This is a genomic window from Roseomonas sp. GC11 (assembly GCF_024437745.1).
Classification (GTDB): Bacteria; Pseudomonadota; Alphaproteobacteria; order Acetobacterales; family Acetobacteraceae; genus Pseudoroseomonas.
The window spans coordinates 34,311-58,188 of the sequence record NZ_JANFNY010000031.1; the positions used below are offsets into that span (position 1 = coordinate 34,311).

At 71.4% G+C, this 23,878-nt stretch carries 23 protein-coding genes and 1 pseudogene; 16 read left to right on the forward strand and 8 right to left on the reverse strand.

The window, feature by feature from the left end:
- Window positions 1-61 precede the first annotated feature (61 nt).
- From NON00_RS11655 to parE, 6 genes are all read left to right on the forward strand, one after another.
- The gene (locus tag NON00_RS11655) at window positions 62-1,840 is read left to right on the forward strand and encodes an ABC transporter ATP-binding protein (protein ID WP_256020994.1); all 1,779 of its coding nucleotides are present in this window, start codon (window positions 62-64) and stop codon (window positions 1,838-1,840) included.
- A gap of 12 nt (window positions 1,841-1,852) precedes the next feature.
- Window positions 1,853-3,289 (forward strand): trehalose-6-phosphate synthase, encoded by a 1,437-nt coding sequence (locus tag NON00_RS11660; protein WP_256020997.1) that lies wholly within the window; start codon window positions 1,853-1,855, stop codon window positions 3,287-3,289.
- A 226-nt stretch (window positions 3,290-3,515) separates the two neighbouring features.
- Window positions 3,516-4,088, forward strand: coding sequence for a nucleoside 2-deoxyribosyltransferase (locus NON00_RS11665; protein WP_256021000.1), 573 nt, complete (start codon window positions 3,516-3,518; stop codon window positions 4,086-4,088).
- A gap of 139 nt (window positions 4,089-4,227) precedes the next feature.
- Window positions 4,228-5,841 carry an MFS transporter gene (locus tag NON00_RS11670; RefSeq protein WP_256021003.1) on the forward strand — a complete coding sequence of 538 codons (1,614 nt, stop codon included), beginning with the start codon at window positions 4,228-4,230 and terminating at the stop codon, window positions 5,839-5,841.
- An 81-nt stretch (window positions 5,842-5,922) separates the two neighbouring features.
- Entirely contained in the window at window positions 5,923-6,405 is a 483-nt protein-coding gene (dps, locus tag NON00_RS11675; RefSeq protein WP_256021005.1) for a DNA starvation/stationary phase protection protein Dps, read from the forward strand.
- Window positions 6,406-6,619: 214 nt separating this feature from the next.
- Window positions 6,620-8,593 carry a DNA topoisomerase IV subunit B gene (parE, locus tag NON00_RS11680; protein WP_256021008.1) on the forward strand — a complete coding sequence of 658 codons (1,974 nt, stop codon included), beginning with the start codon at window positions 6,620-6,622 and terminating at the stop codon, window positions 8,591-8,593.
- Between the two features lie 14 nt (window positions 8,594-8,607).
- On the opposite strand, the gene NON00_RS11685 is transcribed toward parE, so the two are convergent.
- Entirely contained in the window at window positions 8,608-9,147 is a 540-nt protein-coding gene (locus NON00_RS11685) for a DUF4347 domain-containing protein (protein WP_256021011.1), read from the reverse strand.
- Between the two features lie 184 nt (window positions 9,148-9,331).
- Here NON00_RS11685 and NON00_RS11690 point away from each other — a divergent pair, with 184 nt between their 5' ends.
- Window positions 9,332-10,285: an ABC transporter substrate-binding protein gene (locus NON00_RS11690; RefSeq protein WP_256021014.1), complete on the forward strand. Its 954-nt coding sequence runs from the start codon at window positions 9,332-9,334 to the stop codon at window positions 10,283-10,285.
- A 102-nt stretch (window positions 10,286-10,387) separates the two neighbouring features.
- Here NON00_RS11690 and NON00_RS11695 read toward each other — a convergent pair whose 3' ends face one another.
- Both NON00_RS11695 and NON00_RS11700 read right to left on the reverse strand, forming a co-directional pair.
- Entirely contained in the window at window positions 10,388-11,626 is a 1,239-nt protein-coding gene (locus NON00_RS11695; protein WP_256021017.1) for a hypothetical protein, read from the reverse strand.
- Window positions 11,627-11,719: 93 nt separating this feature from the next.
- Complete coding sequence (locus NON00_RS11700) at window positions 11,720-12,439, reverse strand: hypothetical protein (protein ID WP_256021020.1); 720 nt, start codon at window positions 12,437-12,439, stop codon at window positions 11,720-11,722.
- A 247-nt stretch (window positions 12,440-12,686) separates the two neighbouring features.
- On the opposite strand from NON00_RS11700, the gene NON00_RS11705 reads away from it, so the two are divergent.
- Together NON00_RS11705 and NON00_RS11710 are read left to right on the forward strand one after the other, a co-directional pair.
- Complete coding sequence (locus tag NON00_RS11705; RefSeq protein WP_256021023.1) at window positions 12,687-13,460, forward strand: ABC transporter permease; 774 nt, start codon at window positions 12,687-12,689, stop codon at window positions 13,458-13,460.
- Window positions 13,460-14,290, forward strand: coding sequence for an ABC transporter ATP-binding protein (locus NON00_RS11710; protein WP_256021026.1), 831 nt, complete (start codon window positions 13,460-13,462; stop codon window positions 14,288-14,290). The genes NON00_RS11705 and NON00_RS11710 overlap by 1 nt, the downstream gene beginning before the upstream one ends.
- A 128-nt stretch (window positions 14,291-14,418) precedes the next feature.
- Here NON00_RS11710 and NON00_RS11715 read toward each other — a convergent pair whose 3' ends face one another.
- Complete coding sequence (locus NON00_RS11715) at window positions 14,419-14,625, reverse strand: DUF1289 domain-containing protein (RefSeq protein WP_256021030.1); 207 nt, start codon at window positions 14,623-14,625, stop codon at window positions 14,419-14,421.
- A gap of 95 nt (window positions 14,626-14,720) precedes the next feature.
- Between NON00_RS11715 and NON00_RS11720 the strand changes: the two genes are divergently transcribed.
- The 7 genes from NON00_RS11720 (at window position 14,721) to NON00_RS11750 (ending at window position 20,679) form a co-directional block, all read left to right on the forward strand.
- The gene (locus tag NON00_RS11720; protein WP_256021033.1) at window positions 14,721-15,494 is read left to right on the forward strand and encodes an SDR family oxidoreductase; all 774 of its coding nucleotides are present in this window, start codon (window positions 14,721-14,723) and stop codon (window positions 15,492-15,494) included.
- Window positions 15,491-15,886 carry a dihydroneopterin aldolase gene (gene folB / locus NON00_RS11725; protein ID WP_256021036.1) on the forward strand — a complete coding sequence of 132 codons (396 nt, stop codon included), beginning with the start codon at window positions 15,491-15,493 and terminating at the stop codon, window positions 15,884-15,886. The genes NON00_RS11720 and folB overlap by 4 nt, the downstream gene beginning before the upstream one ends.
- A gap of 820 nt (window positions 15,887-16,706) precedes the next feature.
- A complete protein-coding gene (gene uvrC, locus NON00_RS11730) occupies window positions 16,707-18,653 on the forward strand; it encodes an excinuclease ABC subunit UvrC (RefSeq protein WP_256021057.1) in 1,947 nt (648 codons plus the stop codon).
- Between the two features lie 51 nt (window positions 18,654-18,704).
- On the forward strand, window positions 18,705-19,319 hold the full coding sequence (gene pgsA, locus NON00_RS11735) for a CDP-diacylglycerol--glycerol-3-phosphate 3-phosphatidyltransferase (protein ID WP_256021039.1): 615 nt from the start codon (window positions 18,705-18,707) through the stop codon (window positions 19,317-19,319).
- Window positions 19,320-19,404: 85 nt separating this feature from the next.
- A complete protein-coding gene (locus NON00_RS11740) occupies window positions 19,405-19,956 on the forward strand; it encodes a hypothetical protein (RefSeq protein ID WP_256021041.1) in 552 nt (183 codons plus the stop codon).
- A complete protein-coding gene (gene moaD / locus NON00_RS11745) occupies window positions 19,956-20,213 on the forward strand; it encodes a molybdopterin converting factor subunit 1 (RefSeq protein ID WP_256021044.1) in 258 nt (85 codons plus the stop codon). The genes NON00_RS11740 and moaD overlap by 1 nt, the downstream gene beginning before the upstream one ends.
- A gap of 1 nt (window position 20,214) precedes the next feature.
- Complete coding sequence (locus tag NON00_RS11750) at window positions 20,215-20,679, forward strand: molybdenum cofactor biosynthesis protein MoaE (protein WP_256021046.1); 465 nt, start codon at window positions 20,215-20,217, stop codon at window positions 20,677-20,679.
- 149 nt (window positions 20,680-20,828) lie between these two features.
- On the opposite strand, the gene NON00_RS11755 is transcribed toward NON00_RS11750, so the two are convergent.
- From NON00_RS11755 to NON00_RS11770, 4 genes and pseudogenes are all read right to left on the reverse strand, one after another.
- Window positions 20,829-21,665, reverse strand: a complete 837-nt coding sequence (locus NON00_RS11755) for an NAD(P)H-binding protein (RefSeq protein WP_256021048.1) — start codon at window positions 21,663-21,665, stop codon at window positions 20,829-20,831.
- Complete coding sequence (gene gltX, locus NON00_RS11760; RefSeq protein ID WP_256021050.1) at window positions 21,662-23,011, reverse strand: glutamate--tRNA ligase; 1,350 nt, start codon at window positions 23,009-23,011, stop codon at window positions 21,662-21,664. Before gltX ends, NON00_RS11755 begins: the two co-directional genes overlap by 4 nt.
- Window positions 23,008-23,400 carry a hypothetical protein gene (locus NON00_RS11765; RefSeq protein WP_256021052.1) on the reverse strand — a complete coding sequence of 131 codons (393 nt, stop codon included), beginning with the start codon at window positions 23,398-23,400 and terminating at the stop codon, window positions 23,008-23,010. Before NON00_RS11765 ends, gltX begins: the two co-directional genes overlap by 4 nt.
- Window positions 23,397-23,878 (reverse strand): annotated as a pseudogene (locus NON00_RS11770) (hypothetical protein); the annotation flags it as partial. The gene NON00_RS11765 and the pseudogene NON00_RS11770, both read right to left, overlap by 4 nt.

A 23,878-nucleotide genomic window follows, 5' to 3' on the forward strand; every position in this document is an offset into this window, starting at 1 on the left:
CCATTATGGCGAAAAGTAGGCTTCCTTGCCCGATCTTCCCCCTGCTCCGCCGGTCCCTGCCATGCATTTCCTGGCGCGCCACGCGGCCCGGCACGCGGGCGGGCATGCCCTGGCCTTCGGCGCCGTGCTGGCCGCCATGCTGTGCGGCGTGCTGACGCAATACGGGCTGAAGCATCTGGTGGACCTGCTGGCCCAGGGAGCGGGAGGCCAGGGAACCGGCCAGGGGGGCGCAGACCCGGGCGCTGCCGCCGCGGCCTGGCGCGGCCTGGGCTGGCTCTGCGCCCTGATCGCGGCGGACAACCTGCTCTGGCGCCTGGGCGGCTGGGCGGCGACGCGCAGCTTCACCGCCGTGGCGGGGGAGATCCGCCTCGGCCTCTTCGCCCATCTGGCCGGGCATGGCCCCGCCTTCTTCGCCGACCGCCTGCCGGGCGCCCTGGCGGCGCGGCTTTCCGCCACCGCCCAGGCCGCCTTCACGGTGGAGAACACCCTGGCCTGGAACCTGCTGCCCCCCGCCACGGCGGTGCTGGCGGCGGTGGCGCTGGCGGCCAGTGTCTCCCCCGCCCTGGCCGGCGGGCTGGCGCTGGCGGGGCTGCTGATCGGGCTGCTGATGCACCGGCTGGCGCGGCGCGGCGTGGCGCTGCACCGCGCCCATGCCGCCCGCGCCGCCGCCGTCGATGGCGAGGTGGTGGATATCCTGGGCAATATCGGCGTGGTGCGCGCCTTTGGCGCCACGCTGCGCGAGCGCGGCCGGGTGGCCGGGGTGGTGGCGGCGGAAGTGGCCAGCCACCGCGCCAGCCTCTGGCACATGGAGAAGCTGCGCAGCCTGCACGCGCTGCTGACGATTTTCCTCAGTGCCGGCGTGCTGGCCGCCGGCCTCGCCCTCTGGCAGCGCGGCGCGGCGACGGTGGGGGATGTCACGCTGCTGGCCACCCTCTCCCTCACCATCCTGCACGGCACGCGGGATATCGCCGTGGCGCTGGTGGAGTTCACCCAGCAGATGGCGCGGCTGGAGGAAGCCCTCGCCGCCCTGCTGCCGCCGCATGCCCTGGCCGATGCGCCGGGCGCCGTGGCGCTGCGCCCCGGCGCCGGCGAACTCCGCCTCGAAGGTCTTTTCTTCAGTTATCCCGGGCGGGGGGCGGTGCTGGAGGGGGTGGACCTCGTGGTGCCGCCCGGCCAGAAGCTCGGGGTGGTGGGGGCCTCGGGGGCCGGGAAATCCACCCTGATGGCGCTGCTGCAGCGCGGCTTCGACCCCGATTCGGGCCGCATCCTGGTCGATGGCCAGGATCTGCGCGCGGTGACGCAGGCGAGCCTCTGCGCCGCCTTCGCCGTGGTGCCGCAGGATGTGGCGCTGTTCCACCGCAGCATCCTCGAGAATCTCCGCTACGCCCGCCCCGAGGCCAGCGAATCGGAGGTGCAGGCCGCCGCCGCCGCCGCGCAGTGCCGTGACTTCATCGAGGCCCTGCCGGAGGGCTTCGCCACCGTGGTGGGCAACCGGGGGGTCAAGCTCTCCGGCGGGCAGCGGCAGCGGCTCGCCATCGCCCGCGCCCTGCTCAGCCGCGCGCCGATTCTCCTGCTGGACGAGGCCACCAGCGCCCTCGACAGCGAGAGCGAGGCCGCCCTGCGCCGCGCGCTGGGCGAGGCGATGCGCGGGCGCACCGTCATCGCCATCGCGCACCGCCTCGCGAGCCTCCAAAATTTCGACAGAATCATCGTCCTGAATCGGGGTCGGATCGTGGAGGACGGCCCTCCGTCGGAGTTGGCCCGCCGCCCCGGTCCGTATCGGGATTTGCTGCTGCAGCAGCAGGCCGGCGCCGGGCCGGACCTGCCGGAGGCAGCCTGAAAGGGCCGCGCGATGTCGCGTCTTGTCGTGGTTTCGAACCGTGTCGCCCCGATCACCGAGGGCGAGCCCACCGCCGGCGGCCTCGCGGCGGGCGTCATGGACGCGCTCCGCCACACGGGCGGGCTGTGGTTCGGCTGGTCCGGCCAGACGGTGCCGGATGTGGTGCCGCCCGACAGCCTGCCCCCCGGCATCCCCCCCGCCGTGGCGCGCAGCGGGCCGGTGACGCTCTACACCACCGACCTGACGCAGCGGGACTACAACGAATATTACCGCGGCTTCGCCAATGGCACGCTGTGGCCGGTGCTGCACGACCAGACGGCGCTGGCGCGCTTCGACTGGGGCGAGTTCGCCGGCTACCGCCGCGTCAACACGCATTTCGCCCGCCACCTGGCCGAGCTGGTCGGGCCGGAGGATGTGATCTGGGCGCATGACTACCACCTGCTGGGCCTCGCCGAGGCGCTGCGCGGGCTGGGCGTGCGCAACCGCATCGGCCTCTTCCTGCACACGCCCTGGCCCTCCCCCTCCGTGCTGATGACGGTGCCGGCCCATGCCGAGCTGGTGCGCGCCATGGCGCATTACGACCTGATCGGCTTCCAGACGGAGGGCTACCGCCTCGCCTTCGCCGACTATGTCCGGCGCGAGCTGGGCGGCGAGGAATTCGCGGGCGGGCTGCTGCTGGTGCATGGCCGGCTGGTGCGCACGGCGGTCTACCCGATCGGCGTGCATGTGGACGCGCTGCGCGCCGAGGCCGTGGCCGGTGCCGGCCACCCGCAGATGGACGCGCTGCGCGCCGCCCTCGGCACGCGCGAGCTGATCATGAGCGTGGAGCGGCTGGACTATTCCAAGGGCCTGCGCCAGCGCTTCGCCGCCTATGAGCGCTTCCTGGCCTCGCACCCCGCCTGGCACCGCCGGGTGGAGTATCTCCAGATCGCGCCGCCCTCGCGCAGCGATGTCGAGGCCTACCAGGCCATCCGCCGCGAGCTGGAGGGGGAGGCCGGGCGCATCAATGGCCGTTTCGCCGAGCTGGACTGGACGCCGCTGCGCTACCTCAACCGCAGCTTCCCCCGCGCCGCGCTGATGCCGCTCTATGCCGCGGCGAAGGTCGGGCTGGTGACGCCGCTGCGCGATGGCATGAACCTCGTCGCCAAGGAATATGTGGCGGCGCAGGACCCGCGCGACCCTGGCATCCTGGTGCTGTCGCAATTCGCCGGCGCGGCGCGGGAGCTGGAGGCCGCGCTGCTGGTCAACCCGCATGACGAGGCGGGCGTGGCCGCCGCGCTGGACCGGGCGCTGGCCATGTCGCGCGAGGAACGCCAGGAGCGGCACGCGGCGATGATGGCGGTGATGCGCCGCAACAGCCTGGAACGCTGGCGCGACCGCTTCGAGGCTGACCTGCGCGCCCTGCCGGCCACTGGCAGCCGCGAACTGGTGGCGCACGACGCGGCATAAATTTTGATCTTTCTTTCCATTTGACTTTCCATTTGGCGTCCCGCCCTGGGCCATGGGCGGGCCGCCATCTGGAAAAAGTTTTTTGGTTCTTTTTTACCAAAAAAGAACATTTTTTAAGCAAATTGACTGCTTTGTCCCGCTCCATCCGGAACAAAGCAGGACGAAACAGGGCACAGAGGCGCAGCAGCCGCTGGCGGTTGGCCCCACGCCACGCCATAATCCGTGCATGCGCATCTATCTTGCCGGACCTGACGTCTTTCTCCCCGACGCCGCCGCCATGGCCGTGGCGAAGAAGTCCATCTGCGCCCGCCACGGCGCCATCGGCATCTTCCCGACCGACCCGATCAGCGATACGGCCGCCGACCAGGCCGGGGACCGCTGGTTCGAAATCTATCTGCGCAACGAGGCGCATATCCGCGCCTGCGATGCGATGATCGCCAACCTCACCCCCTTCCGTGGCCCCTCGGCCGATGCCGGCACGGTCTATGAGGTGGGGTTCATGCGCGCCCTCGGCCGCCCGGTGCTGGGCTACACCAACAGCGTGGTGGATTTCAGCCACCGCACCCGCGCCTTCCTCGGCGCCGCCGCCCGCCCCCTGCCGGAAGGCGGCTGGGCCGATGGCGAGGGGCTGCACCTCGAAAGCTTCGGCTGCCACGACAACCTGATGATCGATGGCGGCATCCGCGCCGCCGGCGGCCTGCTCGTGGCACGCGATGTGCCGGAGGAACGCCGCTGGCATGACCTCGACGGTTTCGAGGCCTGCGTCCAGGCGCTGATGCGCGGGCGCATGGCGGCCTGACAGAAGGCTGGCGGAAGAAAGCGGTTCTTTTTTGTAAAAAAGAACCAAAAAACTTTTGTCTGTCAGGGGCTCGGACAGGGTGGCAGGGGCTGTGGGATCACGGCAGGCTGGCCGGGATTTGCCCCTGCCAAGGCTTCCCATGTCCCAGACCACCGCGCCGCCCTCCGCCTTCGCGCCGCTGCGCCACCCCGCCTTCCGCCTGCTCTGGCTGGCCAACCTCGCCAGCAACACCGGCATGTGGGTGCAGAACACCGGCGCGGGCTGGCTGATGACCAGCCTCGCCCCCTCCCCCATCATGGTCAGCCTGGTGCAGGCGGCCTCCATGCTGCCGGTCTTCCTGCTCGCCCTGCCGGCGGGCGCCATGGCCGATATCGTGGACCGCCGCCGCTACCTGATCTTCGCCCAGGCCTGGATGTGCGCCATGGGGCTGGGGCTCTGCCTCGTCACCGCCACGGGGGCGATCGGGCCCTGGGGGCTGCTGGCCTTCACCTTCGCCATCGGTGCCGGCAGCGCCATGAACTTCCCCGCCTGGGCCGCCACCACGCCCGAGCTGGTGCCGCGCACCGACCTCACCCAGGCCATCGTGCTGAACGGCATCGGCTTCAACCTCTCCCGCGCCGTGGGCCCGGCGCTGGGCGGCTTCATCATCGGGCTGGCGGGGACGGAGGCGGCCTTCGCCTTCAACGCCCTGTGCTTCGTCATCCTCATCGTGGCGCTGGTGCTCTGGCGGCGGGAGGCGCCGCGCAACGCCCTGCCGAAGGAACATTTCCTCTCCGCCATGCGGGCGGGGCTGCGCTTCGTCACGGCCTCCCCGGCGCTGCGCGTCATCATCCTGCGGGCGGTGGTGTTCTTCTTCTTCGGCGCGGCCATGTGGGGGCTGCTGCCGCTGGTGGTGCGGGGGCGGCTCGGCCTCGGGCCGGAGGCTTTCGGGCTGATGCTGGCGGCCATGGGCGTCGGCGCCGTGGGCGGCGGGCTGCTGCTGCCGCGCGCCCGCGCCCGTTTCAGCCGCAGCGACCTCATCGCCGGCGCCTCGCTCAGCGCCGCCGCCGCGCTGCTGCTGCTCGGCCTCGCCACGCACTGGTTCCTGGCGGGCATCGGCATGCTGTTCTACGGCGCCGCCTGGATCGGCGCCGCCTCCACCCTCCAGGCGGCGGCGCAGATGGCTTCCCCCGCCTGGGTGCGGGCGCGGGCCATCGGCATCTACCAGCTTTCCTTCTTCGGCGCGCTCGCCTTCGGCTCCGCCCTGGCGGGCTGGGCGGGGGATGCGGTGGGGGTGCAGCCGGCGCTGCTCGCCTTCGGCGCCGCCGGGGCGGTGGGGGGGCTGGTGATGCGCCGCTGGTCGCTCGACCCGCGCCCGGCGGCGGAGGCGGCCTCCTCCCTCCTGCCGCAGCCGGAGGCGCCGGCGGCGGAACTCGCCGGGCTGCTCGCCCAGGGCCGCGGGCGGGTGCTGGAGATGGTGCGCTACCGCATCGCCCCCGCCGACCGCGAGGCCTTCCTGGCCGCCATGGCGGAGTTGCGGCAGGTGCGGCTGCGCAGCGGCGCCCTCTCCTGGCGGCTCTATGAGGATGTCGCCCATCCCGAGATGTGGGCCGAGTTCTGGGCCATGGAAAACTGGACCGACCATCTGCGCGAATTGCAGCGCCTGGAGCCGGCCGACCGCGCCGCCATCGCCCGCGCCGCCGCGCTGCACCGGAGCGCGACGGGGGGCGAAACCGGGCCGGAGGCCACACGCTTCATCAGCCATGCGCCCTGAGCGGCACGATCAGAAGATACAATTCCGCCGCGCAACCCCATCTTAGGCTCAGCGTTTGCCTTGCCAGACAGGAGGTATCCCATGGCTCTCCGCGCCACGCGCAACGATCTCGGCGAGAATGCCAAGAAGGTCTCGGTCAGCGTCCTCAACGCCACGCTGGCCGATACGATCGACCTGACCAACTGCGTCCGCATGGCCCACTGGACGCTGCGCGGCCCGAACTTCATCGGCCTGCACACCATGCTGGAAGGCTTCTACAACGAGCTTTTCGCCACCGCCGACGATGTGGCGGAGCGCCTGGTCCAGCTGGGCGGCACGCCGGATGGCACCAGCCAGATCGTCGCCGAGAAGTCCCGCCTGCCCGCCTATCCGCAGGCCACCACCGCCGCCCTCGCCCATGTGAAGGAACTGGCCGACCGCTTCGCCAGCCTCGCCAAATCGGTCCGCGAGGGGATCGACAGCACCGATGAGGCCGGGGATGCCGATACCGCCGACCTGTTGACCGGCCTCTCCCGCGATCTCGACAAGAAAGTGTGGATGCTGGAAGCCCATCTGGGAGATTAAGTCATCTTCTTTTTCTAAAGAAAAAGAAGCAAAAAGACTTTTTCAGTTTGGCGACCCGCTTCAGGCCGGAAGCGGGTCGCTGTCTGAGGAAAGTTTTTTGGTTCTTTTTTCAAAAAAGAACGCTTCTTTCTTCCCGCTTTCTGCCCCCTGCATCGCGGGCTTGCCTCAGACCCTTCGCCTTGGTTACGGTGCCCGGCGAGGGTGTGAACAAGACATGAACGATCTGTTTGGCGGCCGTGGTGCCAAGGCGCAGGCCGGCGCTTCCTATTCGGCCAAGGATATCGAGGTGCTGGAGGGGCTGGAGCCCGTCCGGCGGCGCCCCGGCATGTATATCGGCGGCACCGACGAGAACGCCCTGCACCATCTGGCGGCCGAGGTGCTCGACAACGCGATGGACGAGGCGGTGGCCGGCCATGCCGACCGCATCGAGGTCACGCTGGAGAAAGACAACTGGCTGACCATCCGCGACAATGGCCGCGGCATCCCGACCGACCCGCACCCGAAATTCCCGGGCCTCTCGGCGCTGGAGGTGATTCTCACCACCCTGCATTCCGGCGGCAAGTTCTCGGGCAAGGCCTATGACACCTCGGGCGGGCTGCACGGCGTCGGCTCCTCCGTCGTCAACGCCCTGTCGGAGCGGCTGGAGGTGGAGGTGGCGCGCGACCGCACCCTCTTCACCCAGGCGTATTCGCGCGGCAAGCCGCTGGCCAAGCTGAAGAATGCCGGCGCGGTGCAGAACCGCCGCGGCACCACCATCCGCTTCCGGCCGGACCCGGAGATCTTCGGCGCGCAGCAATTCCTGGCCACCCGGCTGTTCCGCCTCTGCCGCTCCAAGGCCTATCTGTTCCGGGGCGTGGAAATCCGCTGGTCCTGCGACCCCGCCCTGGTGAAGGACGACACCCCTTCCCAGGCGATTCTGCACTTCCCCGGCGGCCTCTCGGACTTCCTGGCGGCGGCGGTGGAGAAGCGCGCCCCCGTCATCCCCGCCCCCTGGGCCGGGGAGACGCGCTTTCCCCAGGGCGCCGGGCGCTGCGAATGGGCCGTCACCTGGCTGGAGCAGGGCGAGGGCTTCCTGCACACCTATGCCAACACCATCCCGACGCCACAGGGCGGCACACATGAGGCCGGGCTGCGCGCCGCGCTGGTGAAGGGGCTGCGCGCCTATGGCGAGCTGCGCAAGGAGAAGCGCGCCGCCGCCATCACCGCCGAGGATGTCTTCGGCGGGCTGGCGGGCATGCTCTCCGTCTTCATCCGCGAGCCGCAGTTCCAGGGCCAGACCAAGGACAAGCTGACCAGCCCGGAGGCGGCGAAGCTGGTCGAGCAGGGCCTGCGCGACCATTTCGACCACTGGCTGGCGGGGGACCCGGCGATGGCCGGCAACCTGCTCACCTGGGCGATCGAGCGCGCCGAGGAGCGCCTGCGCCGCCGTGAGCAGAAGGACACCCCGCGCAAGACCGCGACGCGCCGCCTGCGCCTGCCCGGCAAGCTGGCCGACTGCGCGCGCGAGGCGGCGGAGGGCACCGAGCTTTTCCTTGTGGAGGGCGATTCGGCCGGCGGCTCCGCCAAGCAGGCGCGCGACCGCGAGACCCAGGCGGTGCTGCCGCTGCGCGGCAAGATCCTCAACGTCGCCTCGGCCAGCGCCGACAAGCTGCGGCAGAACCAGGAGCTGAAGGACCTGATCGAGGCGCTGGGCTGTGGCGCGGGGGAGAAGTTCGACATCAGCCGCCTGCGCTATGGCCGCGTCGTCATCATGACCGATGCCGATGTGGATGGCGCGCATATCGCCGCGCTGCTGATGACCTTCTTCTACAAGGAATTGCCCGAGCTGGTGCGGCAGGGCCGCGTCTTCCTGGCGCAGCCGCCGCTCTACCGCCTGGCCACCGCCGGCAAGACGCTCTACGCCATGGATGACGCGGAGCGCGAGAAGCTGCTGAAGAAGGCCTTCAAGCCCAGCCAGAAGGTGGAGGTCAGCCGCTTCAAGGGCCTGGGCGAGATGCCCCCGGCCTCGCTCAAGGAAACCACCATGGACCCGCGCAAGCGCACGCTGCTCCAGGTGGTGCTGCCGCCCGAGGAGCGCGCCCGCACCTCCGAGCTGATCGAGGCGCTGATGGGCCGCAAGCCGGAGCTGCGCTTCAAGTTCATCCAGGAGAACGCCGCGAAGCTGGACCTGGAGGAAGTGGACGCCTGAAAGGCGGCGCGGCGTCAGCCCGCCAGCAGGCGGGCGGGGCCGCTGCCGGGGCCGCTGCCCTGGCCGGGCGGCAGCAGCCAGCCCGGCACCTCCCGCAGCCGGTCGGGGCGGGCGAGGATACGGCCATCGGCGGCGGCGACATCGCGGCCCACCAGCCGGGCCAGGGCAGCCAGAAGCCGCCCGCCGGCGCTGCCATCCCCGGCGCCATCGGCCAGCACCAGCGCCGCGCCGGGCGCGAGGCCCTCCCCCAGCGCGGCCAGCATCCAGCCGCGATCCTCCAGCCCATTGGCCAGCCCATCCACCACCAGCGTGGCGCTGCCGAGGCCAAGCCGGCCCGGCTCGGACAGGCCGCACAGCGTCAATTCCTGCAGGGGCGCCATCTCGGCCGCGACCTCCGCCGCCTGGGCCAGCCCGTCCCGCGCGGGGTCGAGCACCAGCACCGCCGTGCCTTCCCCCGCCGCGGTCAGCCGCAGCGTCCAGCCCGGCGCGCGGGGGTCGAGCACCAGCAGGCGGGTGGCGCGGGCGGGTTCAGGGGCAGCGGCATTCTGCGGCATGGCGAGTCCTTTCCAAGAAACTTCATCATCGCAGAGGGGAACTAACGGAGTATTGATCCACCGCAGGTGGATGTGAAGGGGGTGTGTCCATTCCTTGACGCCGGGTGAATCGCTTCCCGCGCCGCCGGGGCCGCTCTACTGTGGCGCCAACGGGAGAGCCGCCAGGCCTGAGGAGAACACACCGATGAAACGCCGCCTTTTCCTGGGGGCCGCCGCTGGCGCGCTCGCCATGCCCTCTATCCTGCGCGCCCAGGGCCTGCCCAAGATCACCATCGGCATGTCGGGCTGGACCGGCTTCGCCCCGCTGACGCTGGCCGAGCAGGCCGGCCTCTTCAAGGCCAACGGGCTGGAGGTCGAGACCAAGTTCGTCCCCCAGCGCGAGCGCAACCTGGCGCTGGCCGCCGGTGCGCTGAACTGCGTCGTCACCACCGTGGACACCATGGTGCTGTGGGGCAGCACCATGCCGCTGGTGCAGGTGCTGGTGCTCGACAAGTCGAAGGGCGGCGATGGCGTGGCGGTGCGCCCGAACATCGCCAGCTGGGCGGCGCTGAAGGGCAAGACCCTGGCCGTCGACGGGCCGGGCACCACGCCCTATTTCGTGCTGGCCTACATGCTGCGCGAGAACGGCCTGTCCATCAAGGATGTGCAGACCGCGACGCTGGCGCCGCAGCCGGCGGCCCAGGCCTTCGTGGCCGGGCAGTTCGATGGCTGCTCCACCTATGAGCCCTATCTCTCCCAGGTGCGCGCCATGGGGGCCGAGAAGGGCCGGATCCTCTCCACCACGCTGGATTACCCCTGCGTCGTCGATACCCTGGCCTTCACCCCCGATTTCGTCGCCAGGAATGCCGAGGCGGTGAAGCTGGTGGTCAAGAGCTGGTACGACGCCCTGGAGATGATCGGGAAGGAGCCGGAAAAATCCTTCGAGATCATGGGCAAGCGCGTCAACCAGTCGGGCGAGGCCTTCAAGGCCAGCGCCGCCTTCATCGACTGGCAGGACGCCGCCGAGAACAAGGCCTATGCCGCCGATGGCCTGCCGCAGTTCATGGCCAAGGCCCTGGAAGTGCAGAAGGAAGCCGGTGTTATCCGGCAGGCGCCGGATCTGGCGAAGCTGCTCGACACGCGTTTCCTCGGCGGCTGAGCCGGGGGGGGGGGAAAGAAAGAGCAGCGTTCTTTTTTGGAAAAAAGAACCAAAAAACTTTTCCAGATCGCGTCCCGCCTCAGGATGGAGGCGGGGCGCCCGTTAAAACGCCACGCTCAAGCCGGCCTGGAAGGCGTGGTAGCCGCCCTCCCCCGCGAGGTAGCCCAGGGAGAGGCGCACCGGCTGCGCCCGCCCCAGCACGGCGGAGAGGCTGTATTCCTGCCAGGAGGGCACGGCGGTGTCATGCCCGTTCAGGCGGGTATCGGCGATGCCGGCAGCCATGCGCAGCGGCCGGTCCGCCACCCGGCCCATCGGCCAGGAAAGGCTGGCGCTGTTGCGCCAGGCGGTGTTGTCCAGCTCGTACAGGACATCATAGTTGCGCAGCTTCATCGGCCGCGTCTGGTAGTGGCCGACGCCGGAACCCAGGGCCAGCACCATCTCGCCCGGCAGGGCGATGCGCAGGTCACTGGTGACGGCCGCGCCCTGCACCCGCGCCGCCGCCGCCAGCCAGGCGGAACTCACCGCGCCGAGCCGCAGCGCGGGCGTGACGGACCAGCGCAGGTCCGGCGTGGTCAGTAGGGGCAGCCGCACCCCCAGCGCCCCGCTGGCCGAGGCACGCTTGCCGCCACCGGTATTGCCGCGCTCCAGCTGAAGATCGAACAGAGCTTCCGGCCCATCCTCCCCGAAGGCGTAGGAGAGGGAGAGCGGCAGCATGGGAACGGTGGTGGAGGGGGTATCCTCCCGCTGGGCCATGAAGGCGGCCCCCAGGGCCGCATGCCAGCCGGCGGCGCGCGGCGTCATGTCTCCGGCATCGCCCGGCGGCAGCAGGCCGAGGTTGAAATCCGCCACCGCCGTGCGCTCCAGCATGGCGGTGGGGGCACCCGCCACCGGGTCCAGCGTGGTGGTGCGGACGGCGGCACTCATGATGCGCTTCAGCGCCTCCCGGTCCCCCTGCCCCTGGATGAAATGGATCAGCGCATCGCGCGAGGCCACGGGCGAACCGCTGTTGAAGGTGATGTCCACCCCCGCGGCGGGCACGCGCAGGCGGATGGCACCGGTGACGGCCGCGATATCGAAGCGGATCGCCACACCGCGCGCCATCAGGGAGACGGTGTAGGGCAGGCCCGGCGGCGGCAGGGCCGCGGTGGCCGCGGAACCCGGCTGCAACAGCTTCAGCAGCGCCATGGCATCATGCCCGCTGCCGCTCATGCGGCGGCCCAGGATGTCGAGCGTCAGGGTGAAGGGCTCGGTGGCCTGGGCGGCGGGGCTGGCGAGGGCGGCGAGCAGCAGCAGGGCCGGCAGGGCATGCCGGCGGGCGGAGCGGGAGAAGGCGGGGCGCATGCTGGCTCTTCTCCGCCGCTGACATTGCCGTGATGTTGACCGGGCGCTCTCTAACCGCCCGGCCTCCCGCATGCCAGCCCCCACACCGCCCGGTCAGGAGCGGCGGTAAAGCCCGTTGAAGGTCACATTGTGGCCGCCGCAATTGCCGGGCTGGTCGCCGCCCACCACCAGATAGGGGCCATGGCGCTCCATCCAGAGGCGGCAGCCGAAGCGGGTCTTCTCATAGGGCACGGGCTTGCCGTCATCATCGAGGGCGAAGGCCACCCGCCCCTGGCGCGGCACGACGCGGGTGGAAATGCTGCCGACATTCACCCCGCCCCGCTTCACCCGCTCGGGATCGGAGGCGCCCCAGCTGGCTTCCCCCTCAAGCTGGAGCCCGCCGCCGGGCGCGGCGGAGAGGGTGAGGGTCTCCTCCGCCCCGAAGCGCCAGCGCCCCACCCAATCCGCCGCGCGGTCGGAAATGACGGGCAGCGGGTTGAGCGCCTCCTCCCGCATCCAGCCCCAGGTCACGCGCCCTCGCGGGCTGGCGAAGGTGACACAGGCCCAGCCCTTGCCATCCCGCCCGGCCAGCAGGACGGCATCCCCCGGCACCAGATAGGCATTGCTCCGGCAGGGCGCGCCAGCCTGCGGGCAGCGCGCCCCGTCCTCGTGGAAATAGAGGCGCGGCCCGGCCTGGGGCGCCACGGCCAGCGCCCCCTGCGGCGGCGTGTCGCCACCCGCCGGCTCACAGGCGGCACGGGCGAGGCCGGGCATCGCCAGCAGCGCCAGCCCGGCCAGCAGCAGGCGGCGGGCGGAGAGACGGAAGGGAATCATGACGGTTCTCCTGGCGGGCCCGGGGATGGAGACGGGGGCAGAGGCGGGGGCAGAGGCGGACGGCACGCCCCGCAGCATGGCCGGACGAGGTTGCCGGGCGGTGACCGCGAGGGGCGCGCCCACCGGCCTGCCGCTTTCCTGGCCCCCGCTTTGCTTGCAGGCCCTGGATTGATTACCCGCCACAGGCTGGCATCCTGCGCCGGCCCTCCCGCGCCCACCCCGACCGACGACAGGAAAGCCCGTTGCCTTGGAACCGCTGAAACCCGTCCCCGCCTCGGCGCGAATCGCGCTGGGCATCGCCTTCTTCGTCCTGTTCATCGGCGCCTGGGCGCTGGTGACGGCGACGGGCTTCGTCCAGCCGCTCTTCCTCGCCTCGCCCTGGCAGGCGCTGGCCTCCGGCTGGTCGCTCTTCACCGAATACAATTTCATCGGCGATATCGGCATGACGGTGTGGCGCGTGCTGGGCGGCTTCGTGCTGGCCGCCGCGCTGGCCGTGCCGCTCGGCCTGCTGATGGGCGCCTACAAGCCGGTCGAGGCCTTTTTCGAGCCCTTCATCTCCTTCGCCCGCTACCTGCCGGCCTCGGCCTTCATCCCGCTGCTCATCCTCTGGGCGGGGGTGGGGGAGGCGCAGAAGCTGTCCGTCATCTTCCTCGGCAGCGTGTTCCAGGTCGTCATCATGGTGGCGGTGATTGCCGGCGCGACGCGGATCGACCTGGTGGAGGCCGCCTATACGCTGGGCGCGCGCCAGGGCGGCATCCTGCGGCGCGTCATCATCCCCGCCGCCGCGCCGCAGGTGATGGAGGCGCTGCGCCTCGTCCTCGGCTGGGCCTGGACCTATGTCATCGTCGCCGAGCTGATCGGGGCGCAGAGCGGCATCGGCCACATGATCATGGACAGCCAGCGCCTGCTCGACACCGGGCAGATGATCTTCGGCATCGTCGTCATCGGGCTGATCGGGCTGGTGACGGATTTCCTCTTCAAGGCGCTGAACCGGCGCCTCTTCCGCTGGGCGACGCTGTGATGCCGGATACCCCTCCCCTCGCCCCCCCTCCCCTCGCCCATGGCCTGTCCGTCCGCGGGCTGACGCGCAGCTTCCCCGGCCAGGGCCGCGCCGCGCCCACGCTGGCGCTGCAACCCACCGATCTCGATGTCCGCCCGGGCGAGTTCGTCTCGATCCTCGGCCCCTCGGGCTGCGGCAAGTCCACGCTGCTGCGCATCGTCGCCGGGCTGGACCGGCCGAGCGGCGGCAGCGTCCACCTCAACGGCCAGGGCGTGACGCGGCCGGGGCCGGACCGGGGGATGGTGTTCCAGTCCTACACCCTCTTCCCCTGGCTGACGGTCGAGCAGAACATCCTCTTTGGCCTGCGCGAGCGGAAGCGGCCGGAGAAGGAGGCGCGCGAGATCGCCGCCCGCTTCATCGCCCGCACCGGGCTGCGCGGCTTCGAGAACCACTGGCCGCGCCAGCTTTCGGGCGGCATGCAGCAGCGCACCGCCCTGGCCCGCGCCCTGGCCAACGACCCCGAGATCCTGCTGCTGGACGAGCCCTTCGGCGCGCTCGACCACCAGACGCGCGAGCTGATGCAGGAACTCCTCCTGGAAGTCTGGGGCAGCGACACGCCGGAGGCGCGCAAGACCGTGCTCTTCGTCACCCACGATATCGACGAGGCCATCTTCCTGGCCAACCGCGTGCTGGTGATGTCCGCCCGCCCCGGCCGGGTGAAGGCGGAAATCCCCGTCCCCCTGCCCTATCCGCGCGACTGGACGGTGAAGACCACCCCCATCTTCGCCGAACTCAAGGCCAGGCTGATGGCGGAAATCCGTGAGGAAGTGCGCAAGGCGGCTTTGGTTTAGGAAGAAGCGTTCTTTTTAGAAAAAAGAACCAAAAACCTTTTTTCAGTTGGCGTCCCGCTTCAGGCCTGAGGCGGGACGCCAAACGGAAAAAGTCTTTTTGCTTCTTTTTCTTCAGAAAAAGAAGGCATCTATTTCTTTCTTCTGGCTTCTTCCCCGACCCTATGCCCTTCCCCCGCCATGGCGTCCAGCCGGGCCGGCAGGGCGGCGCGGATGGCCTCCCGGTAGGCGGGGATTTTCTTCCAGGCCTTGCGCTCCGGCTTCGTCATGCCGCAGCCGAGGCACCAGCCGGTTTCCTCGTCGAAGTCGCAGACCTTGATGCAGGGGCGTTCGCTCATGCCCGCCATATGGCGCCGGGGGCGGCGGAGGCGAGCGCGGGGCTGCCATGCGCTGCCCCCTGGACGATCGGCGCCGCGCGGCCAAGTCTGGGTCCATGTTGATCCCTGAGACGATTCCCCGCCTTGCCCTGGTCACCGGCGGCGCCCGGCGGCTGGGCCGCGCCACCGCCCTGGCCCTGGCCGGTGCCGGCTTCGACATCGCCCTGCATTACGGCCGCAGCGCCACCGAGGCGGAGGCGACGGCGAACGAGATCCGCGCCCTGGGCCGCCGCGCCATCACCCTCCCCGCCGCGCTGGAGCGCGAGGCGGAGGTGGAGACCCTGCTGCCCGCCGCCACCGCCGCCCTCGGCCCGGTGGGGGTGCTGGTGAACAACGCCTCCACCTTCGAGCGCGACGAGTGGGATACGGCGACGCGCGAAAGCTGGGATTTCCACCTGGAGCCGAATCTGCGCGCCCCCTTCGTGCTGGCCCAGGCCTTCGCCCGCGCCCTGCCGGCGGCGGCGGAAGGCGTGATCATCAACATGCTGGACCAGCGGGTGTGGTCGCTGACGCCGCATTTCGTCACCTACACCGTCTCCAAGGCGGGGCTGTGGGCGCTGACGCAGAGCCTGGCCCTGGCCCTGGCGCCGCGCATCCGGGTGAATGGCATCGGCCCCGGCCCGGCCATCCCGAGCCCGCGCCAGACGGCGGAGCAGTTCGCCGCGCAGGCCGCCAGCACGCCGCTCGGCCGCGGCACCAGCCCGGAGGAGGTGGCGCGCGCCGTGCTCGCCATCCTCGCCCTGCCGGCGATGACGGGGCAGATGATCGCGCTGGATGGCGGGCAGCACTTGCAATGGTCCCCCTCCCGGGGTCAGACCCTGCCGGAATGAGCTTCTCCCCTGATGCCGCGCGCGGGCTGCGGCGTATCCTCGTCCGCCGCCTGGCGGTGGACGCCCGCATCGGGATCTACCCGCATGAGGAAGCCGCGCCGCAACGCGTGCTGATCGATGTCGAGCTGCTGGCCGAGGACGATGCCGCCCCCCACGGGGTGGGCGAGGACCGGCTGGAGCGCGTGGTGGATTATGAGGCGGTGGCCAACACCGCCCGGCGCATCGCGCTGGAAGGCCATGTCCGGCTGGCGGAGACGCTGGCCGAGCGCATCGCCTGCGCCGTGCTGGCGGGGGACCGGCGCATCGCCGCCGCGCGGGTGACGGTGGAGAAGCCGGACATCATCGCCGATGTCGCCGCCGTGGGGGTCACGGTGGAGCGGCTGCGCGCCTGACCGAGGCCCCGCCTCCGGGGCACCCCCCCTGGGGTTGTAAAATCCCGTTACAGGACAGGGGCTTGCGGAAGATTCCCACAGCCCCTTCCACATCCTCATCCACGGTTTCGGTGGAAAACCCTGGGGCCGGGGGGCAGCGGCCCGCCCCTCAGCCCGCCCCCCTGCCCGCCCCTGGCCCCCCATGCCAAGGCTTCATGCTGCGCTGCACAGGGCCTAGGCAGAATGGCCCCCAAACTGTTGCGCCCCCGCTCCGGAGGCGCTTTCGCGGGCGGCGGAGGGGCCGGCCCCTGGCCCGGGGTGAGGGTACGATTCGGCGGCCCGGCCCCGCGCGCCCACCGCCGGGGATGCGAAAAGGCCAGTTGGGACAGGGTTTTGTCCACCGCTCATTTCACATCTGAAGAGTGAACTCTGCGTCAATGGCATTGTTGAACTTGACGCCCTGTCGCGGCGCAAAAATCCGATAAATCATTCTACATCAATAACTTAAAAAAATGCCCAAAGCATGAGCATCCCCATGTGACCCGCAGATGACAGCCATTTAGGAGGGTTAACCCCAACCCCATCCACAGGTTTATCCACAGCTTCGGTGGACAACTTCCGCGTGGGCCTTGAGCGGCGGGCGCCGGCGTGGTTCACCCCGCCCATGCAGGACACGCCGCCACGGGAGAGACCAGGGGAGACGCCCGAAACACCGGCCCCGGGGAGGACGTCAGACGGGCTGGCCGAGGGGCAGACCGGTGAACAGGCCGGGACGCGCGCCGAGGGCGCCGCGGAAGATCAGCCGGAGGCCCCTGCCTCCCCCGCGGCGGAAGGCCCGGTGATGGAGGGGGTGGCCGTCATCGAGGCGGCGCTGGCCACCATGCCCTTCTCCCCCGGCGTCTACCGGATGCTCGATGCGAAGGGCGAGGCGCTCTATGTCGGCAAGGCGCGCAGCCTGAAGAAGCGCGTGGTGGCCTATACCCAGCTCGCCCGGCTGCCGGAGCGGCTGCGCCGCATGGTGCACGCCACGCGGCGGATGGAGATCATCACCACCGGCAGCGAGGCCGAGGCGCTGCTGCTGGAAGCCAACCTCATCAAGAAGCTGCGGCCGCGCTTCAACATCGTGCTGCGGGACGACAAGTCCTATCCCTGGCTGGTGATCACCGAGGACCACCCCTACCCGCAGATCGCCAAGCACCGGGGGGAGAAGCGCAAGGGCGCCAGCTACTGGGGCCCCTTCGCCAGCGCCTGGGCGGTGGATCAGACGCTGACGGCGCTGCAGAAGGTTTTCCTGCTGCGCTCCTGCCGCGACACGGTGTTCGACAGCCGGGACCGCCCCTGCCTGCTGCACCAGATCAAGCGCTGCTCCGCCCCCTGCGTCGGGCGCATCAGCGAGGCGGACTATGGCGCGCTGGTGAAGGACTCGAAAAAATTCCTCTCCGGCGAGACGCCCTCGGTGCAGAAGGCGCTGGCGGTGGAGATGGAGCAGGCGGCGGCCAATCTCGAATTCGAGCGCGCCGCCGCGCTGCGCGACCGCATCCGCGGCCTGACGCATGTGCAGGGGCAGAATGCCATCAACCTCGACGGGGTGGGCGATGCCGATGTCATCGCCCTGCACCAGATCGCCGGGCAGTCCTGCGTCCAGGTGTTCTTCTTCCGGGGCGGGCGGAACAATGGCAACCGCTCCTTCTTCCCCTCCCACCTGAAGGACGACGCGGCACCGGAGGAGGTGCTCTCCGCCTTCCTGGCGCAGCTTTACGACGACCTGCCGCCGCCGCCGCTGCTGCTGCTCTCCCACGCCCTGCCCGATGCCGGGCTGATCGCCGAGGCGCTGGCGCTCAAGGCCGGGCGCCGGGTGGAGCTGCACGCGCCGCAGCGCGGCGAGAAGCGCGTGGCCGTCGAGCACGCCGCCACCAATGCGCGCGAGGCGCTGGAGCGCCGCCTGGCCGAGGGCACCGCCCAGCGCGCGCTGCTGGAGGGCGTGGCGCAGCTTTTTGACCTGCCGGAGACGCCGCGCCGCATCGAGATCTATGACAACAGCCACATCCAGGGCAGCCACGCCTATGGCGTGATGGTGGTGGCCGGGCCGGAGGGTTTTCTCAAGGCGGCCTACCGCAAATACGCCATCCAGGGCGGCGCGGCGCCCACCCCCGCCTCTCCTGCACCCGCCCCTGCCCGCCCCGCCGCGCCGGGAGGGGGCGACCGCACCGCCAGCGGCGGCGGCGATGATTTCGCCATGATGCGCGAGGTCTTCGAGCGCCGCTTCGGCCGCGCCCTGAAGGAGGACCCGGAGCGCCAGGGCGAGGGCTGGCCGGACCTCGTGCTGATCGATGGCGGCGCCGGTCAGCTTTCCGCCGCCCGCGCCGTGATGGCGGAGCTGGGGCTGGAGGATCTCGCCCTCGTCGCCGTCGCCAAGGGGCCGGACCGTGATGCCGGGCGCGAATGGTTCCACCGCGAGGGCCACCCGCCCCTGCAATTGCCGCCGCGCGACCCGGTGCTCTATTATCTGCAAAGGCTGCGGGACGAGGCGCACCGCTTCGCCATCACCACCCACCGCGCCGGGCGCAGCAAGGCCATCACCCGCAGCGAGCTGGACGAGATCCCCGGCGTCGGCAGCGCCATCAAGCGGCGGCTGCTGAACCATTTCGGCTCGGCGCGCGGGGTGCGGCAGGCGGGGCTGGAGGATCTGCAAAATTGCCCGGGCATCGGCCCGGCCATGGCCACACGCATCCATGAGCATTTCCACCCTGGCGCCGCCGGGGCTAATTTGGGAAAGCCTCCACGGTAACACCGCCCCGGAAAGACCCACCGGGCCGCCCAGCGGGAAGAGACCGAAGCCTTGCCGACAGACCTGCCGAACCTCCTGACCCTGTCCCGTATCGCGGCGGTGCCCGTCCTGGTGCTGCTGGCTGCGCTGCGCCTGCCCTGGGGGGATGTGGCGGCCTGCGCCCTGTTCTCCGCCGCCGCCATCACCGACTATTTCGATGGCAAGATCGCGCGCGAGCGGCAGCTGATCTCCGCCTTCGGCCGCATGCTGGACCCGATCGCGGACAAGCTGCTGGTCGCCGCGGCGCTGATGCTGCTGGCCGGGCTTGGGCGGCTCTCGCTGCTCGGGCTGCTGCCGGCCATTGTCATCATGCTGCGGGAGATCCTGGTCTCGGGCCTGCGCGAATATCTGGCCGGGCTGGCCGTCGGCCTGCCGGTGACGCGGCTGGCCAAGTGGAAGACGGGTGTGCAGATGACGGCGCTCGGCGTGCTACTGGCCGGCGATACGGGCGCGCGGGCGCTCGGCCTCGGCTTCCTGCCCGTGGGCTGGATCGGCGAGGCGCTGCTCTGGCTGGCCGCCGCGCTGACCATGCTGACGGGCTGGGACTATCTGCGCGCCGGGCTGCGCCATGCCGGGGAGCAGGACATGGCGCGCGACGGCGCGGCCAAGCAGCTCTCCCGCCCTTGAGGCCCCCCCCCTTGAGGCACCCCCCTTGAGGCACAGGGTCCGCGCCCGCATCTCTGCGGGGAGAATGGGATATCAGGAGGGGCCGATGGCACGCGCCGGACGAATCGGGATGGTGGCGGGGATGGGCGTGGCGGCGGCGCTGCTGGGCGGCTGCGTCCCGCCGGACAGCCGCGCCGGCCTGCCGGCGGAGAGCCTGACGGTGCAGCGGGTGCTGGGCCAGCCGGCGGAGGTGGCGCCGCTGCTGCCGGCGCCCGGCAATGTCTGGCCCGCCGCCGGGGAAGCCCCGCCCCCCAGCCCCGGCAACCGCGACCTGCGCCCGCGCGAGGGCCAGCCGGCGCCGCGCAGCCATGGCAGCGCCACGCCGCCCGAGCTGCTGGCGCCCGGCACCCCCGCCGGGCGGGCCGCGCCGGCCGCCGCGCCGCCCACACCCACTCCTGCCCTGACCGCGCCGGACCGCCGTGCCGGGGGGCAGGTGATCCACACGCCGCAGGGCCCCGTGATCACCGCCACCGGCGGGCCGGGCTATGCCACCTACAATTCGCCGGGCGGTGGCTCGGGCATCGCCATCCCGCAGGGGGCCACCACGCTGCTGCTGGGCGCGGATGGCAGCGTCCGCCAGGTGCCGGCGGCACGCTGATGGCGGTCCAGATCCTCTATTTCGCCTGGGTGCGGCAGAAGGCCGGCACGGGCGCCGAGCGGCTGGACCTGCCGGAAGGCGTCACCGATGTGGCGGGGCTGATGGCGCATCTCGCCACGCGCAGCCCCGGCCATGCCGCCGCCTTCGCCCAGGCACGGCAGATCCGCGCCGCGGTGAACCAGGAATTCCGCCCGCCCTCCCACCCGGTGGCGGATGGGGATGAGGTGGCCTTCTTCCCCCCCGTGACGGGCGGCTGAGATGGCGCGCATCCTGGTCCAGGAAGAGGCTTTCGACGCGGCGGCGGAGGCGGCGGCGCTCGCCGCCGGGCGGGTGGATGTGGGCGGCATCGCCAGCTTCACCGGGCTGTGCCGGGCGGATGACGGCATCAGCGCCCTGGTGCTGGAACACTATCCCGGCATGACGGAAAAGGCCCTGGCCGGCATCGCCGCCGAGGCCGAGGCGCGCTGGCCGCTGACGGGCTGCACCATCATCCACCGCGTCGGCCGCATCCGGCCGGGGGAGCCGATCGTGCTGGTGCTGGCTGCCTCGGCCCACCGCACAGCGGCGCTGGAGGCCTGCGCCTTCCTGATCGACTGGCTGAAGACCGGCGCGCCCTTCTGGAAGCGCGAGGAATTCGCCGACGGGTCGGAACGCTGGGTCGAGGCGAAGGCGAGCGACGACGCCGCCACAGCCAAGTGGCAGGCAGGGGGTGCTGCCCCCTGACCCCCGCCGGGGTGGCAGGGCCACCCCATACTTCCTTTGGGGACCCCGCCATCCGTTTCGCGTCCCGCCTGAACGGGAGACGGCGGCAGCCTGACAGAAAAAGATGATGGGGGTCTGGGGGAAGAATTCCTTCTTCCCCCAGATTTTCCTCAGAAGGTTTCTTTCAGCCCTTCTTCCAGTTCCCGCGGCTCCACCCCGAGTTCGCGCCGCATGGGCGTGATATCGAAAGCCTTATCCTCGGTGAGGCGGCGGATTTCATCGGGGCCGATATCCGGCAGGCCGGGCAGCAGGCGGGTGAGCGGCGCGAGGGCGCGCAGGGGGGCCATGGGCACGCTCAGCACGGGCGGGGCGCGCAGCCCCGCCGCGCGGGCCACGCTGGCCAGGAAGTCCCGATAGGCCAGCGGGCGCGGCCCGGCGATGACCAGGGCCTGCGGCCCTGCCCAGTCCCGCGCCAGGGCGGCGAGCAGGCTGGCCGTCACATCCCCCTGGTGGATCGGCTGCACCAGGGCGCGGCCGCCGCCGGGCAGCGGCGCCACCGGCAGGCGGCGCAGCAGGGCGGCCAGGCGCTGGACGTTGTTCTCCCCCTGGGCGCCGTAGATCATGGTGGGGTGCAGGATCACGCCGCGCCGGCCGCTGGCCAGCAGGGCGGCCTCTCCGGCCCGGACGCCATCGCCATGCGCGTCCGGCCAGCGGGAGAAGCGGCGGGTGGAGCCCATCAGCACGATCTGCGCGGCTTCCGGCGCGGCGGCCAGGATGGCGCCGGCCCAGCGGGCATGGGCGGTGCTGGCCACCCGCGTGGCCCCGGCCAGGGCGGCGCGCAGGGCCGCGGCATCCTCAAGCGTGGCGAGGCGCGGCGTGCCGGGCAGGCCGGTGGCCGCCCAGCGCGCCGCATCGCGCACCACGGGGGTGAAGGCCATGCCGCGCGCCAGCAGCGCCCGGCACAGCGCCGCCCCCGAGCGGCCGGAGGCGCCGATGACGGCGATCACGCGCCCGCCATCGCCTTCTGGGCAGCCTGCCGCAGCCGGGCCTCGGCGCGCTCCCGGCCGATGACGGGGAGGAAGAGGCGCAGTTCCGGCCCATGCTCCTCGCCGGTCAGGGCGCGGCGGAGCGGGAGGAAGAGCGCCTTGCCCTTGCGCCCCGTGGCGGCGCCCAGCGCCTTGACCCAGGCGCCCCAGGTCTCGTCCGACCAGGGGGCGGGCGGCAGGTGCTCCAGCGCGGCGCGCAGGAATTCCGCTTCCTCCGGCTGGGCGGGCGGGGTGAGCGGGCCCTGGGCCACCTCCCACCAGTCCCGCGCCTCGGCCAGCAGGTCGAGATTGCCGCGCACGGAGAGCCAGAAGGCTTCCCCCGCGCCCTCGGGCAGGCGGTCCTTCACCGTGGCGTAGTCCAGCCCGTGCAGGTAGCGGCGGTTGAGGCCGAGCAGCTGCGCCGGGTCGAAGCGCGCCGTGCTCTTCGAAATGCGGCCGAGGTCGAAGCCCGGCACCAGTTCCGCCGGTGGCGCCGCCACCGGGTCGGCCGAGGAGCCGAGGGCCGCGAGGTAGCCGACCAGCGCCGCCGGCTCGATGCCATCGCGGCGCAGCTGGCGCAGGCCCATGGAGCCGAGGCGCTTGGAAAGCGGCCCGCCCTCGGCATCGGTCAGCAGCGGCAGATGGGCGAATCGGATGGCGCAGGGCCGGCCACTCAGCGCCTCCAGGATGTCGATCTGCACGCCGGTGTTGGTGACGTGGTCCTCGCCCCGGATGATGTGGGTGATGCCCGTCTCCAGATCATCCACCACCGAGGTGAAGGTGTAGAGGAAGGAGCCGTCGGCGCGCACCAGCACGGGGTCGGAGATCGGCGGCAGCTTCACCTGGCGGCGGCCGAGGACGCCATCCTGCCACTCCACCGTGCGGGTGGAGAGCTTGAAGCGCCAATAGGGCTGCTTGCCATTGGCCAGGGCGCGCTCGAGCTGGTCCGGTGTCATCTTCAGCGCGGCGCGGTCATAGACGGGCGGGCGGCCCTGCTTCTGGCGCTGCTCGCGCTTGAAGCGGAGTTCCTCCTCGGACTCGAGGCAGGGGTAGAGCAGGCCACTTTTCTTCAGTTTTTCCGCCGCCGCCTCATAGCGGGCGAGGCGGTCGGTCTGCCGGAAGCTCTCATCCCAGTCGAGGCCGAGCCAGCGCAGGTCCTCCTCGATGCCGGCGGCGTATTCGGGCTTGCTGCGCTCGGTGTCGGTGTCGTCGAGGCGCAGGATGAAGCGGCCGCCCTGGCGGCGCGCGACCAGCCAGTTGGCCACGGCGACGCGGGCGTTGCCGACATGCAGATAGCCCGTCGGGCTCGGGGCGAAGCGAAGCTTCATGCCTCGTCCTCCTGATCGTCATTGTCCTGGCGGCGGGGGTCGAGGACGCGCCAGTTGCGTTCCTCCCGGTCCTTCACCGGCCTGGCGGCGAAGTCGCGGATCTCGGTGCCGGAGGACCAGCCCTGGCCGCCGGCCTCGCCCACCACCTCGGCATCCTCGCCGAAGGCGAACCAGGCGGCCAGCACCTCATCCGGCGTCAGGCGCGGGGCGCGGCAGCGCTCGATGCTGTCGCGCACATAGCGGCGGGCGAAGGCATTGGCCTGGGCCAGGGTCTGGAAGCCGCGGATGGTCTCCACCGGCTCCGGCCCGTTGCCGCCCGAGAGGTCGCGGATGCGCACGCTGAAACCGCCGGGCGGCGCGAAGATGGTGGTGTCGAATTCGCCGCTCATGGCAGGGGGCTTGTCATTCCGTCGCTGAGAGGGGGCCCGGCGGGCAGCCGGGCGAGGCGTGGCCCGGGCGGGGCCAGACGGCGCTTGTAGGACGCCGCCGCCACGCGGCGCCAGAGCCGCGCGGCTTCCGCGGGGTCGTAGCCGCCACCGGGGGCGGCGTCCACCGCCGCGTTGCCGGCGGGCGCCCCGGCCAAAGCGCGCAGCGCGGTTTCCATGGCCAGAGCGCGCAGCGCGGCTTCCGTTGCCAAAGCGCGCAGCGCGGCCTCCATGGCGGGGTCGGGCGCGGCGGGGGGCGGCAGGCCGAGACTTTTTGCGAGGTCCGCCACCTCGGCGCGGAACAGGCCGCGCAGCGGGGCGTAGTCGCCGGGCGGGGCGTCCTCGCCGAGGGCCAGGGCGGTGCGGTCGAGCGGCGTCAGGCGCAGCCCGGCGGGGTGGTGCGGCAGGCCGGCGGCCGTGGCCAGGGCCGCCAGCAGGGGGG